General features: G+C 55.9%; 14 protein-coding genes. 3 read left to right on the forward strand and 11 right to left on the reverse strand.

Annotated elements, in window-relative coordinates:
- From FNL37_RS03795 to FNL37_RS03845, 11 genes are all read right to left on the reverse strand, one after another.
- Positions 1–648, reverse strand: a complete 648-nt coding sequence (locus FNL37_RS03795; protein ID WP_013442890.1) for a deoxynucleoside kinase — start codon at positions 646–648, stop codon at positions 1–3.
- Positions 649–652: 4 nt separating this feature from the next.
- Positions 653–1,141, reverse strand: coding sequence for a 2-amino-4-hydroxy-6-hydroxymethyldihydropteridine diphosphokinase (gene folK / locus FNL37_RS03800; protein WP_159355188.1), 489 nt, complete (start codon positions 1,139–1,141; stop codon positions 653–655).
- Positions 1,138–2,505, reverse strand: a complete 1,368-nt coding sequence (gene pcnB / locus FNL37_RS03805) for a polynucleotide adenylyltransferase PcnB (protein ID WP_159355189.1) — start codon at positions 2,503–2,505, stop codon at positions 1,138–1,140. Before pcnB ends, folK begins: the two co-directional genes overlap by 4 nt.
- Positions 2,506–2,623: 118 nt before the next feature.
- Complete coding sequence (locus FNL37_RS03810) at positions 2,624–3,028, reverse strand: DUF6691 family protein (RefSeq protein ID WP_159355190.1); 405 nt, start codon at positions 3,026–3,028, stop codon at positions 2,624–2,626.
- A 23-nt stretch (positions 3,029–3,051) separates the two neighbouring features.
- Positions 3,052–3,480, reverse strand: coding sequence for a YeeE/YedE family protein (locus tag FNL37_RS03815; RefSeq protein ID WP_013442886.1), 429 nt, complete (start codon positions 3,478–3,480; stop codon positions 3,052–3,054).
- An 84-nt stretch (positions 3,481–3,564) separates the two neighbouring features.
- The gene (locus FNL37_RS03820) at positions 3,565–4,851 is read right to left on the reverse strand and encodes an OmpP1/FadL family transporter (RefSeq protein WP_159355191.1); all 1,287 of its coding nucleotides are present in this window, start codon (positions 4,849–4,851) and stop codon (positions 3,565–3,567) included.
- A 137-nt stretch (positions 4,852–4,988) separates the two neighbouring features.
- Positions 4,989–6,056, reverse strand: coding sequence for a sulfate/molybdate ABC transporter ATP-binding protein (locus FNL37_RS03825; protein WP_013442884.1), 1,068 nt, complete (start codon positions 6,054–6,056; stop codon positions 4,989–4,991).
- A gap of 11 nt (positions 6,057–6,067) precedes the next feature.
- Positions 6,068–6,964 carry a sulfate ABC transporter permease subunit CysW gene (gene cysW, locus FNL37_RS03830; protein ID WP_013442883.1) on the reverse strand — a complete coding sequence of 299 codons (897 nt, stop codon included), beginning with the start codon at positions 6,962–6,964 and terminating at the stop codon, positions 6,068–6,070.
- Positions 6,965–6,991: 27 nt separating this feature from the next.
- The gene (cysT, locus tag FNL37_RS03835) at positions 6,992–7,825 is read right to left on the reverse strand and encodes a sulfate ABC transporter permease subunit CysT (protein WP_015830730.1); all 834 of its coding nucleotides are present in this window, start codon (positions 7,823–7,825) and stop codon (positions 6,992–6,994) included.
- 185 nt (positions 7,826–8,010) lie between these two features.
- The gene (locus tag FNL37_RS03840) at positions 8,011–8,880 is read right to left on the reverse strand and encodes an EAL domain-containing protein (RefSeq protein WP_159355192.1); all 870 of its coding nucleotides are present in this window, start codon (positions 8,878–8,880) and stop codon (positions 8,011–8,013) included.
- A gap of 12 nt (positions 8,881–8,892) precedes the next feature.
- Positions 8,893–9,876, reverse strand: coding sequence for a sulfate ABC transporter substrate-binding protein (locus FNL37_RS03845; protein ID WP_013442880.1), 984 nt, complete (start codon positions 9,874–9,876; stop codon positions 8,893–8,895).
- A 310-nt stretch (positions 9,877–10,186) separates the two neighbouring features.
- Here FNL37_RS03845 and epsC point away from each other — a divergent pair, with 310 nt between their 5' ends.
- The 3 genes from epsC to FNL37_RS03860 are packed head-to-tail and all read left to right on the forward strand — an operon-like array spanning position 10,187 to position 14,016.
- Entirely contained in the window at positions 10,187–11,191 is a 1,005-nt protein-coding gene (gene epsC / locus FNL37_RS03850) for a serine O-acetyltransferase EpsC (RefSeq protein ID WP_159355193.1), read from the forward strand.
- Positions 11,192–11,240: 49 nt separating this feature from the next.
- Positions 11,241–12,158, forward strand: a complete 918-nt coding sequence (locus FNL37_RS03855; RefSeq protein WP_159355194.1) for a family 2A encapsulin nanocompartment shell protein — start codon at positions 11,241–11,243, stop codon at positions 12,156–12,158.
- On the forward strand, positions 12,145–14,016 hold the full coding sequence (locus FNL37_RS03860) for a family 2A encapsulin nanocompartment cargo protein cysteine desulfurase (protein WP_159355195.1): 1,872 nt from the start codon (positions 12,145–12,147) through the stop codon (positions 14,014–14,016). The genes FNL37_RS03855 and FNL37_RS03860 overlap by 14 nt, the downstream gene beginning before the upstream one ends.
- Positions 14,017–14,072: the final 56 nt, after the last annotated feature.

The raw sequence follows: 14,072 nt of genomic DNA on the forward strand, positions 1-14,072 counted from the left end.
CTATTCCAGGTTGGGGTTGAAAAATTCGCGACGGCCCCGCATCTGCAAGGTGCGCTCGATCAGCAGGTCCAGCGCACCTTCGCGCTTGGTGATGTCGAGATTTTCATTATTGACGATGAGCACGGGCGCGGCATCGTACTGGTGGAAAAATTCGCTGTAAGCATCGGCCAGCCGCTTCAGGTATTCGCGCGGAATCTCCTGCTCATAGCTGATATTGCGCTGATTGACGCGTTCAGCCAGCGCATCGACGGGGGTTTGCAGGTAGATCACCAGATCAGGCGTCGATACCTGCACTTGCAGGTGCTGGTAGATCTGGCGATAGAGGGCAAACTCTTCGTCATCCAGATTCATGCGGGCAAACAGCGGGTCTTTTTCCAGAAAGAAATCGGCGATGGTGGCTTTGCCAAACAGGTCGCGCTGGCTCAGGTCGCGGATTTGTTCGCAACGCTGAAATAGAAAGAATAGCTGCGTAGGCAAAGCGTAACGTGGCGCATCCAGATAAAACCGCGGCAGGAAGGGATTGCTCTCGGCATTTTCCAGCAGCAAATTGACGGAGAATTTATCTGCCAGCTTGCGCGCAAGCGTGGTTTTGCCACTGCCTATCGGGCCTTCAATGACGATATAGGGAAATTTGTCGATCAAACTCATGGTGCTAACCTTCAGCCTTTACTTTGATAACGCCTTGATCGCCGCAAGCTTTAGCCAGCTCGCTGGCCGTGCCGTATTGCCCGATCCTGAGCTCAGGCGTAATCTCGGCCAGCGGCAGCATGACAAATCCACGTTCATGCATGCGCGGATGCGGCAGCGTCAGCTCGGTGGTCTGCATCTGCACATCTTCATATAGCAGCAGATCGAGGTCCAGCACGCGCGGCGCATTGGGGAAAGGCCGCTCGCGGCCGTACTGGTTTTCCAGTGCCAGCAGGGCGCGCAGCAGGGCAATCGGCGTCAGCGTGGTGTTTACCTCGGCAACCGCGTTGATGAAATCAGGCTGGTTGTCGTAACCCACAGGCGCGGTGCGATAAAGCGATGAAGGGCGAACCACCTGCGTCTCTGGCAAGGTGTTCAGCGCGGTTAGCGCCGAACTCACCTGCGCTTGCGGATCCTTGAGGTTGCTGCCCAGTGCTACAAAGGCGCGACTCATGCCGCTTCAGGTTTGGCCGCCGGTTTTTTGCGTGAACGGCGGCGACGTTTCTTGGGTTCGGCGGTGGCAGGCTGCAGCATGGTGCTGCGCTGTTCGCCATCGGTATTGGCAAAGTCAGTCCACCATTGGCCCAGTTCCATGGGTAACTCGCCTGACTCGCAGCGCAACAGCAGGAAGTCATAAGCGGCACGGTAACGTGGATGCTCCAGCAATGCGTAGGGACGCTTGCCCGAACGTTGCTCAAAGCGCGGCTGCATGCCCCAGATTTCCTTCATGGTGGTGCTGTAGCGCTTGTGTATGGCGAGTTTCTCCGCCTGAATGTCGCACACCTCATGCATGGCGAGATGCAGCGCAGGGATAGGGCGCTCGCCATTGTCCTGATATTGCTGCCAGGCGGTGAGAACCTCATGCCAGAGCAGTGTGGCAAACAGAAAGCTGGGCGACACTGGCTTGTCCTGCAGCACGCGCTCATCGGTATTTTTCAGCGCCAGCGTGACAAAACGCTCACCCATGGGCTGTTCCAGTACGACATCGAGCAGAGGCAGCAAGCCATGATGCAGCCCATGCTGACGCAAGGCCTTGACGCTTTCCATGGCATGGCCGGAAAGGAACAGCTTGAGCATTTCATCAAACAGGCGCGAAGCGGGGACTTCCTGCAGTTCGTCAGCCAGTTTGGGGATAGGCGCTTCGGTGGCTTTATCCAGCTTGAGGCCGAGCTTGGCCGACAGGCGGATGGCGCGCAGCATGCGCACCGGGTCTTCGCGGTAGCGCGTGACCGGGTCACCTATCATGCGCAGGATGCCGGCCTGGATATCTTCGTAACCATGGTGAAAGTCCAGCACATCTTCGCTGGAGGGATCGTAATACAAGGCGTTGGCGGTAAAGTCGCGCCGCAGGGCATCGTCTTCCTGGCTGCCGAATACGTTATCGCGCAGAATGCGGCCGCTGTCGGCAATCTTGGCATCGCCATCGTCATTCAGGTGGCTGCCGCGGAAGGTGGATACCTCCACCGTTTCATCACCAAACAGGACATGCACGAGGCGAAAGCGCCGACCAATGATGCGCGAGCGACGGAACACGCGGTTTACCTGCTCGGGCGTGGCATTGGTCGCGACATCAAAATCCTTGGGGCGCTTTTTCAGCAGCAGATCGCGCACGGCGCCGCCGACGATGAATGCCTCAAACCCGGCTTTTTGCAGGCCTTCGGTGGTTTTGATAGCCCCTGTACTCAGCAGTTTGCGGTTGATTTTATGCGTCTTGACCGGAATGCGATTGACGGAACCGCTGGTTTTAGCGGTACGCGTGCCAGCTTTGGGGGAAGAGGGTGAGCCTTTAAAAACGCGTTGCAGCAGTTTTCTGATCATTATGAAGTTTAGCCTGAGGTCCAGAAGCGCTAAATGATGCGATTATAGCCTAAGGTGTTGCGGATATGTTGGCAGCGCAGGCTAATTCCTGCGCGCCGGTTCGCGAGGGGGATGGCTCTCAGGAAAGTTTGCTGCTGACCCACATGCCGCCCAGCATGGCGGCGGTGAAAATCAGGGGCTGGGTGTAATCGCTCAACAGGCTGGCAATGGCCGGGCCTGGGCAGTAGCCAGCCAGCCCCCAGCCGATGCCAAACAGCAGGCTGCCGCCCAGCAGTTTTTTATCAATCTCCTGACTGGTGGGCAACTGCATGGTATTGCCTAATAAGCTGGTTTTGCGCGATTTGGCATAAGCAAATGCAAACACGCCGACCAGGATGGCACCGCCCATCACCAGGCCGAGCGAAGGGTCCCAATGGCCGAAAATATCCAGAAAGCCGATGACCTTGGCTGGGTTGGTCATGCCGGAAATGATGAGGCCCAGTCCGAAGATCAGGCCGGAAACAAACGCGGTCAATAAGCGCATGGTGGTTGTCCAGTCAGGGAAGCTTATGCCAGCAGGTGGCGAATGACAGACACAGTGACGATGCCTGCCAGCATGAAGGTAATGGTCGCCGCCAGGGAGCGCAATGACAGCCGTGAAAGGCCGCATACGCCGTGCCCGCTGGTGCAGCCCGAAGCCAGGCGTGTGCCTATGCCGACCAGCAAACCGGCGATGATGAGGCGCGCATGACCTGCTTCTATCTGGGCTTCCGGCAGTGGGGCTGCCAGGCTGTAAAACCATGGCGCCAACACCAGGCCCAATACAAACAGCAGGGACCAGGCGCTTTCCTTGCCCCAGCCTTGCAGCAGGCGGCCCAATATGCCGCTTACCCCGGCAATGCGGCCGTTGAGGAGGATCAGCATGGCGGCGGCCACGCCAATCAGCAAGCCGCCAACAAAGGCGGGGACAGGGGTGAAGTTTGCCCAGGCTATCATGAGGGTTCCTAAATAAAGGGACGGCGGATGGCGGCTATTCTAGGCCAAAGCACGCCATCTGTCCGCACACCTTGTCCATGCTTTTTACAGTGCCCAGCTGTAAGCAACGCCCAGCGAATCCTGGTACATCTTGAGGTTGACGTCGCCACCCCCAAACGCGGCAGGAATGGAGCCACTACCCTTGATTTCGTTTTCAAAGGCATGGGTATAGCTGAATGACAGCTCGCTGCTATTGGCAAATTTCCAGGTGGCGCCAAGGGAGACATGGTCTTCCACCACTGCCGGGGCCAGCGTATTGAACAAGGTCTGGCTGCTGGGGATGGGTTGGTTGACGTGGTTGTAACCTGCGCGCAGGGTCAGTTGTTCGCTGTAGGCATACAGCGCGCCCAGTTTGAAGACGGTGGCATCTTTCCAGCCAAAGCCTGCGCCGTTATCCGTACCTAGTTGCGCGGTAAAGAAGTTGGCGATGCTGGCGCCGACCGCATCGACCTCGCTATAGCGTATGCGCTGGATGTCGCCCGCCAGCGTGAGCGCAGGGGTGGCCTTGACGGCAATGCCCACGCCAAAGTTGGCGGGAATGTCAAAATCGCCCTGTTCGGCAAACAGGCCTTTGTAGCGGTCAAACCTGGTCATGTAGGTGCGGGTCTGGTAATGCGCACCCAGGGTCACCTGGTCGTTGATCTTGCCTTGCCAGCCAAGATGCAGGCCTGCGCCGTAGGAGCTGTCTGCGCCTTTATTGGTGACATGGTCCGGCGATGATGAAAAGGAGCTATTGGCAAAGTTTTGCAGGCCCTTGGCTTCAAAACGCTGATAGGCCAGGTTGAGGCCGATACCTATGGATTGGGTCGGACTCAGTTTCCAGGCAATGGTGGGCGTGACGAAGGCCTGAATGAAGTTGACCCCTACCCGGCTACCGGTGTTATTAAACAGGGGAAAGCCATTTTTGTAGTCGGTGTTCATGCCGCCATTGCCATACAGGGCGACACCGATGGTAGTGGTGTCACTCAGCTGCTTGCTGTAACCAAACTCCGGGATCAGAAAGTTCTTGGTGTCATTACCGTCGTACTTGCCATTGATGGGGAATGTACTGCCCTCGATTTCAGCATCGCGTACCGGTCTGAACCAGGTGGCGCCGATGTCCAGGCGATTGCCAATGGCGGCCAGGCCTGCCGGGTTGGCGGCGATGCTCAAGGTGTCTTGCGGCAATGCAATGCCGACGCCGCCCGCGCCTTGTGCCTTGACGCCATAGCCATGGGAAAAATAGCCATCGGTGGCGTGGGCCTGCAGGGGAATGGCTGTGCCCAGAGCCAGCCATAGTAAAGAAGACGAAGAGGCAGACAATGCCTGGAATACCGGATGTGATTTGCTCATGATGATTCCCTGTTGATTGGTGTTATGTGCGGTCGGCTTTGATAGCGCGACTCGAAAAAAAAGAGGCTAGTACTTGCGTACTAGCCTCCAGTGGTCTGGTTGGCCTGGGATTCAGGTCAGGTGTTTAGCTGGTGTGTTTAATTGGGCACATCCAGAAACACGCGGACATTGCGCGGCTGGATATACACCGCTTCACCTTGTTGCAGGGCCAGCTCGCGGAAACGTTCGCGAGTCAGCTCGGCTTCGACGATGCTCTGGTTGTCCTGGCGCTGCAGCTCGATGCGCACCAGTGGGCCGATGGCATTGATATAGTTGACCACGGCGCTGAATGCGGGCTGGGTGCCGCGCTCGCGCAGCACTTCAATATCATGTGGGCGAACAAAGGCATGGGCAGGCGTGTTGTCGGTCTCGTGATGGTCGTCGATATCCAGTGCGAGCGTGTCGATATGCGCCTTGCCGGCGTGCACACGGCCATGGAACTGGTTGACGTTGCCCAGGAACTTGTAGACGAAAGGCGAAGCCGGTTTGTCATACACCTCCTGCGGGCTGCCGATCTGCTCGATATTGCCCTGGTTCATGACCACGATACGGTCGGCGACTTCCAGCGCCTCTTCCTGGTCGTGGGTCACAAATACGCTGGTGATGTGCAGTTCGTCATGCAGGCGACGCAACCAGCGACGCAAGTCTTTACGCACTTTGGCATCCAGCGCGCCAAATGGCTCATCCAGCAGCAATACCTTGGGCTCCACTGCCAGGGCGCGGGCCAAGGCGATACGCTGACGCTGACCGCCAGAGAGCTGCGGTGGATAGCGGCCAGCCAGCCAGTCCAGCTGTACCAGCTCAAGCAGGGCATGCACGCGACGGTGGATTTCAGCCTCGGATGGGCGTGTTTTGCGTGGACGTACGCGCAGGCCGAAGGCTACATTTTCAAACACGGTCATGTGGCGGAACAGGGCGTAATGCTGGAACACAAAGCCGACTTCGCGTTCGCGCACATCACGGCTGGTAGCGTCATTGCCATGAAACAGAATGCTGCCTTCATCGGCGGCTTCCAGACCGGCAATAATGCGCAGCAATGTGGTTTTGCCGCAACCGGACGGGCCGAGCAAGGCCACAAGTTCACCCGTAGGAACATCCAGGTTGATGTTGTTCAGGGCATTGAATTTGCCGAAGCGTTTATGGATATTGCGAATTGCGATGCTCATTGCGGCCTCTTTTATTCTTCAGAAGATTGTTCGGTAGTGCGTGCACTGCGGGCGGATTGCCATTCGATGAAGGTTTTCAGTGCGAGGGTGACCAGCGCCAGGAAAGCCAGCAGCGATGCCACGGCAAACGCGGCAGCGTAGTTGTATTCGTTATAGAGAATCTCGACATGCAGCGGCATGGTGTTGGTCAGGCCGCGGATATGGCCAGAGACCACCGACACCGCGCCAAACTCGCCCATGGCTCGGGCATTGGTCAGGATGACACCATACAGCAGGCCCCATTTGATATTGGGCAGGGTCACACGCCAGAGTATCTGCCAGCCGGAGGCACCCAGTACCAGGGCGGCTTCTTCTTCTTCCTTGCCTTGCGCCTGCATCAGCGGAATCAGCTCACGCGCCACAAACGGGAAGGTGACGAAAACGGTGGCCAGCACAATGCCGGGGATGGCAAAAATCACTTTGTAATCATGATCGATCAGCCATTCGCCAAACCAGCCTTGCAACCCAAAGATCAGTACATAGATCAGACCGGCAATCACCGGCGATACGGCAAATGGCAGATCAATCAGCGTGATCAGCACGCTTTTGCCCTTGAAGTCGAATTTGGCAATGGCCCAGGCGGCTGCCACACCGAATACCAGATTCAGGGGGACGGAAATGACCGCAGCGATCACGGTGAGCTTGATGGCGGACAACGCATCTGGCTCGACCAGGGCCGCGATATAGGTTTCAAAGCCCTTGCGCAGGGCTTCGGTAAATACCGCTGCCAGCGGAATGAACAGGAACAGGCTGAGGAACGCCAGTGCAATGGCGATCAATGACCAGCGTATCCACGCTGGTTCAGAGGTGGCGCGGCTGCGGGCAACCTTGGCCTGGTAATGACCGAGATGAGAAACAGTAGATGACATGCGTGCTTGCCTTTGACTTGGTATGTGTTATTCGGCGGATTTGGCGTTACGCTGGCTGCTCCACCACTGCAGGCCATTGATCGCCAGCAACAGGATGAAGGAGATCACCAGCATGACCACGGCAATCGCGGTGGCACCGGTGTAGTCGTATTGCTCGAGCTTGGTGATGATGATCAGCGGTGTGATTTCAGACACCATGGGCATATTGCCGGCGATGAAAATCACCGAGCCGTATTCGCCAACGGCGCGGGCGAAGGCCAATGCAAAACCAGTGAGCAGGGCAGGCCAGATCGCAGGCAGAATCACCTTGCGGAAGGTTTGCCAACGGTTGGCGCCCAGACTGGCGGCGGCCTCTTCGGTTTCCGCTTCCAGATCTTCCAGCACGGGTTGCACCGTGCGCACCACAAACGGCAGGCCAATAAAGGTGAGGGCGACGACTACACCCAATGGGGTGAAGGCGACCTTGATGCCATGCGGTTCCAGCAATGAACCTATCCAGCCGTTGCCTGCATAGATCGCTGTCAGCGCAATACCAGCGACGGCTGTCGGCAGTGCGAAGGGCAGATCTACCAAAGCATCCACCAGGCGTTTGCCGGGGAAAGTGTAGCGCACCAGCACCCAGGCAGTCAGCAGGCCGAATATCGCGTTGATGAAGGCGCCGATCAAGGAGGCGCCAAACGTCAGCTTGTAGGAGGCTAGCACGCGTGGCGCCGTGACGGTGGTCCAGAATTCGGCAAAGCTGAGTTCGGTGGTTTTCAGGAATGCTGCCCCCAGCGGGATCAGCACGATCAGGCTCAAATAGAGGATGGTGTACCCGAGGGAGAGGTTGAATCCAGGTAGAACGTGGTGTCTTTTCGCCATTTTTATCGTCGTTGTCTTTGCAATAAGTTTTGCTTTGAATCGGCCGTCAATGTAACAAATCGGCTTATATAGTAAAAATACTATGTTTTTATATTGATATAACTAGAATGCGGTGAAAAAGGACCGGGGCATGCCTGGCATGCACACCGGTTCAGAGGAGGAGATGTTAATGGTAAAAACGGGCATCAAGCGGCGACGCGAATGGTGGGCTTGAAAACCGACACAGGTTGCAGTTCCTTTGCCGTGACTGGCTTGCCCAAGAAGTAACCTTGCAACAGGCTGGCGCCCGATTCAATGGCAATATCAAATTGCGTCTGCGTTTCGATACCCTGAATCACTGGTTGCGTGCCCAGGTCGCTGATGATGCCGAGCAGTTTGGGGATGATCTTGCGTACGCGTGGGTTGCGTTCCGCTTCCTGAATCAACTGGATATCCAGTTTCACGAAATCAGGGGAGAGCGTCCACAAGCGATCCAGATTGGAATGCTTGCTGCCAAATCCATCAATCGCGATCTTGTAGCCGCGATCGCGGTAGTTTTCCACGGCTTCCACCAGAGGCTTTTCCTGGTCAACTGCACTTTCCTGAATCTCAATCACCACGCGGTTGGTCGGCACCGAATTGCTGTGCAGAATGCGCTCAAACACCTTGCCATGGGCATTTACACTCGCCAGCAGCTTGGTGTGCACATTGAGGAACAACAGACCGTTTTCGGCATGCAGCTGGCGGAAATTCAGCACGTGCAAGGTACGGCTGACGCGGTCAAACTTCACCAGCTTGCCTGATTGCTCGGCGTAGTAAAACGCAAAGTGCGGGCTGACTTCCTGTACGCCACCCAGAGACGGGCGCAGGAAAGCTTCGTGGCCAAACAGGTCGCCTGCTTCGCTGTCATAAATCGGCTGGAAAGCCGTATGCAACTGAATACCCAGGAAGGTATTGCTGAACTCACCGCGTGACAGCTCATCCAGGCCATAATCGTCTAGGTCCAGATGCAGCGATTCGCGCAGTTGGGATTTCAGGGTCTCAAGATAACTCAGATCTTGTGGGGGAATACTCATAGTGATGCTCCTTCATTTTGCGTAAATTTGGTCAAAGATGCCGCCATCTGCAAAATGCGTTTTCTGTGCTTTGGCCCAGCCGCCAAATACGTCTTCTACCGTAAAGAGGTCTATCGCCTTGAAGTCGGCCTTATGCTTGGCAGCCACGCTCTCCAGCTTGGGGCGCAGATAGTGGCGCGCTGCGATTTCCTGACCTTCTTCTGAGTACAGGTAATTCAGGTATGCCTCAGAAACTGCACGGGTATTGCGCTTGTTGACGACTTTGTCGACGACGCTTACCGGATTTTCAGCGAGGATGCTGGATGACGGATACACCACATCAAATTGATCATTACCCAACTCCTTCTTGATCAGGAACACTTCATTTTCAAAGGTCAGCAAGACATCACCAATGCCGCGTTGCACAAAGGTCGTGGTAGCGCCACGGCCGCCGGTATCTAGCACAGGTACGTTGCGGAACAGCTTGCCGACAAAGTCCTTGGCCTTGGTTTCGTCTGCGCCATTACGCACGGCATATCCCCAGGCGGCAAGGTAGCTGTAACGACCATTGCCGGATGTCTTCGGGTTCGGTACCACGACAGCAATCCCAGGTTTCACCAGATCGTTCCAATCCTGAATTTTCTTGGGGTTACCCTTGCGCACCAGAAATACCGTGGTGGAGGCCGTCGGGGAGCTGTTATAAGGCAGGCGTTTTTGCCAGTCCTTGGGGATCAGCTTGCCGCGCTCGTACAAAATATCAATGTCATTGCTCTGGTTCATGGTGATGACATCCGCATCCAGGCCATCGGCCACGGCACGCGCCTGCTTGCTGGAGCCACCATGGGATTGGTTGATGGTCACCGTCTCGCCGGTTTTTTGCTTCCAGTAGCTGGCAAATGCCGGGTTGAAATCCTTATAGAATTCGCGCGTCACATCATAAGAGACATTTAGCAGGGTAGTGTCAGCCCAGGCAGATTGTGAAAACAGCAGGGCAATGAGGGCGATGCGCTTGAACATGCGGACTCCGTGAATGTTGTATTTGGAATGGACGCCATCATAATCAGCCATTGTAATAATGTAAAAGAATATAAAAATATATTTATATTCATAAAATTTATTATAAGTCGTTCAATTTGTCATGAAACAATGCATTTTTTAGCGTAGCTTTACTTCTATAAACCTTGCGGTTTTTTAAATAACTAAATAGAATTAGCTTATAACTGATTGTTATAGCCAGTTGCTGACCGGACAACCGGAAGCCAGTGCGCCTCATGCCGAGGCCGCTGGCTTTTTTGCTTTTTAGGGCCGCCAATTTGGGAATAACGAGATGACCGATGCAGTGGATTTGACAGTCGCCCCAGCGGGTGCTGATTGGGATATTGCCAGTATTGTGGATGCACTTCGCACGGTGCGGCTGAATGCGCTGGAGCATCGCAAGCGCAGGCAAAACCCGCCAAAACTGCCTTCGCGCAAAGCGCTGGAGGCTATTGTGGATGGCCTGGCCGCCGCCTTGTTCCCCAACCGTCTCGGCTTGCCCGATTTGAAAGAAGACGGTCTCGATTATTTTGTCGGCCACACCCTGGATGTCGCATTAAAGGACCTGCATACGCAAATTCGGCTGGAGCTGGCATTTGCGTCTACTCTTGAGTCTGACAACACGGATGAGGAGGCGCCTTCAGCGCGTGCCATCGTCAGTCAGTTTGCTGCCGCGCTTCCCGGCATTCGCCAAACCCTGGATACCGATATTCTTGCAGCGTATGAGGGCGATCCCGCTGCGCGTAGCGTCGATGAGGTGCTCGTGTGCTATCCCGGTATCACCGCCATCATTCACCACCGTCTTGCCCATCAGCTCTACAAACTGGGTGTGCCACTCGTCGCGCGCATGATTGCCGAGATTGCCCATTCACGTACTGGCATTGATATTCATCCCGGCGCCACGATTGGCGACAGTTTCTTTGTCGATCATGGCACCGGAGTGGTAATCGGTGAGACCACCATCATTGGCAATCACGTACGGCTTTATCAGGCAGTGACCTTGGGCGCAAAGCGCTTTCCTGCGGATGAAAGTGGTGTGCTTATCAAAGGCAATGCACGCCATCCAATTGTGGAAGATGACGTCGTCGTTTATGCCGGCGCGACGATACTGGGCCGCATCACCATCGGACGCGGCTCCTCCATCGGTGGCAATGTCTGGCTGACCCACAGCGTGCCACCAGGCAGCAATATCACCCAGGCGCAAATGCGCAGCGGTGTGCTGCCTCTGCCAGAAGGCCAGATGGCCGCCAATGCCATTCCAGGCGCCAATCCCTCTGGGCCTGCCCAATACGGCTAGGCCTGTTATACCCCTTGAAACACTAAACCACACTAGACAGGAGATTTAAATGGCAGATATTCATGAAGGACAAACCGCACTTGGAGATGTAGCGGCCCGTACGCTAGCCAATGCCACCAAAACGGTGCCCATGCTCAGCACGATTACACCGCGCTGGCTGGTGCATTTGCTGCAATGGGTGCCTGTAGAAGCTGGTATCTATCGCGTTAACAAGGCCAAGAATCCGAATGCGATTGAAGTGGATTGTTCCAACAAGGATGAGCGCGAGTTGCCCGCCACCTTTGTTGACTACGAAGAATGGGGCCGTGAGTATGTGTTGAACGCCGTGAATACCGTGGTCGATGTACACACCCGCGTGTCCGATCTGTACAGCAGCCCGCACAACCAGATCCGCGAACAGTTGCGCCTGACCATTGAAACAGTCAAAGAGCGTCAGGAAAGCGAACTGATCAACAATGCCGAATATGGCTTGCTGAACAATGTAGCTGACTCGCAAAAGGTAAAGTCCCGTACTGGCGCTCCGACGCCAGATGATCTCGACGAGCTGATCAGCAAGGTATGGAAAGAGCCAGCCTTCTTCCTGGCCCATCCACAAGCAATTGCGGCTTTTGGTCGTGAGTGCACACGTCGTGGCGTGCCTCCACCTACCGTGGCGATGTTTGGCTCGCAGTTCCTGACATGGCGTGGTATTCCGCTGATTCCTTGCGACAAGCTGAAGATCACCAAGGGCAAAACCAATATTCTGCTGTTGCGTACGGGTGAAAGCCGTCAAGGTGTGGTGGGCTTGTATCAGCCTAATCTGCCAGGTCAGCAAAGCATGGGCCTGTCGGTGCGCTTCATGGGTATCAACCACAAGGCGATTGCTTCCTACCTCGTGTCCCTGTATTGCTCGGTCGCTGTGCTGACCGATGATGCGATTGCCGTGCTGGAGAATGTCAGCGTGGACAACTACTATGACTACAAGTAACTTCAACGATCTTTCGGCCTTTGAGCCGGAAGCCATTCTGGCTGCATTGCCGGGGGAGCATCCCCGCATGGCGGCGGGCCTGGCAGTTGGCCGGGCCGCATCAGAGTCCGGACACCTGGATGTGAGCGAGCTGGCACGTATTGCCAATGAGCTTTACGCCGAGGGTTTTCCCGCAGGAGCGCCCTTTGGCAGTACGCCAGATGTGTACACCACCACTGCTTTGCCCGATAGCTCAGGCCAGGCAGCCGGGATTCGTACCGGCTCACCAGGCCCTGCTGCTCCAGTGACTTCGCATCCACATGCCTCTCCGGTCGGACTCGAAAGCATTCAGTTAACGGATCCATCCTTGGTTCCGCCGCAACTGGATATCGCAAGTGCAGCGGCGACAGCGAGTGCTGGGCAATATCAACCTGCACTGAGCGTGCCATTTGGCGGCGATCTGGAGATCAGTCGTTTGCTGGGCAGCGTTGAGATTCCCTATGCGAGCGATCTGCAGGGCTTGCTGACACCGTCGAGTACGCCTGCATCAACGGCGAGCGCGCAGCCTGCGGTCAGTCCGTATTACTTTTTGCAGGGTGCATCGGTCAATTCACTGAATCCTGGCGTGCAGCAAGGCGGCGCTTTGGCACCTTCGGCGCATCCTCCCTTTGATGCGAATCTGGTCCGCAAGGATTTTCCGATTCTGCGTGAGCAGGTGAATGGCCGTCCACTCATCTGGCTGGACAATGCGGCGACCACGCAAAAGCCACAAGTCGTTATCGACCGCCTGGCGTATTTCTATCAGCATGAAAACTCCAATATTCACCGGGCCGCGCATGCGTTGGCTGCGCGCGCTACCGATGCGTATGAGGAGGCGCGCGAAACAGTGCGTCGATTCATCAACGCACCTTCGGTCAATAATGTGGTGTTTGTGCGCGGGACGACCGAAGCGATTAATCTGGTGGCCAAAACCTGGGGCAAGAAGCATCTGCGCGAGGGAGATGAGATCCTGATTTCGCATCTGGAGCACCATGCCAATATCGTGCCCTGGCAGCAGTTATGTCAGGAAACCGGTGCCAGGCTGCGTGTGGCCCCCGTGGATGATAGTGGCCAGGTATTGCTTGATGAATACCAGAAGCTGCTGACTTCACGTACCAAGCTGGTGTCATTCACCCAGGTTTCCAATGCACTGGGTACCGTGACGCCCGCCCGCGAAATGATCCAGATGGCGCATGCCGCTGGCGCAAAAGTCCTGCTGGATGGTGCGCAGTCCGTATCGCACATGCGTAGCGATGTGACGGCCCTCGATTGTGACTTTTTTGTGTTCTCTGGTCACAAGGTGTTTGGCCCGACGGGCATTGGTGCGCTCTATGGCAAAGCGGATGTGCTGGCCGAGATGCCCGCATGGCAAGGTGGCGGCAATATGATTCAGGATGTCACCTTTGAAAAAACCGTGTATCACGAAGCGCCCGCCAAGTTTGAAGCTGGCACGGGCAATATCGCCGATGCGGTGGGCATGGGGGCGGCGCTGCAATATGTAGAGCGTCTGGGTATCGACAACATTGCACGGTATGAGCATGACTTGCTGGTGTATGCCACGGCTGCCATGTGCAAGGTGCCGGGCTTGCGCCTGATTGGTACCGCACGTGAAAAGGCCAGCGTGTTGTCCTTCAGTTTGCCTGGGTATAAGAGTGAGGAAGTCGGTGCCGCCTTGAACGAAGAGGGCATTGCCGTGCGCTCCGGGCATCATTGCGCTCAGCCTATTCTGCGTCGCTTTGGTGTGGAAACGACGGTGCGACCATCGCTGGCGTTTTACAACACCGCACAGGAAGTCGATGTGATGGTGGATGTATTACAAAAGCTGGCCCGTACCCGCTAAGCAAGCTTCTCCAGCTGTGCTACTCAAGTAGCAAAACAAATCAAGCAGCAAAACAA

It is taken from the genome of Methylovorus glucosotrophus (assembly GCF_009858335.1).
Taxonomy (GTDB): Bacteria; Pseudomonadota; Gammaproteobacteria; order Burkholderiales; family Methylophilaceae; genus Methylovorus; species Methylovorus glucosotrophus.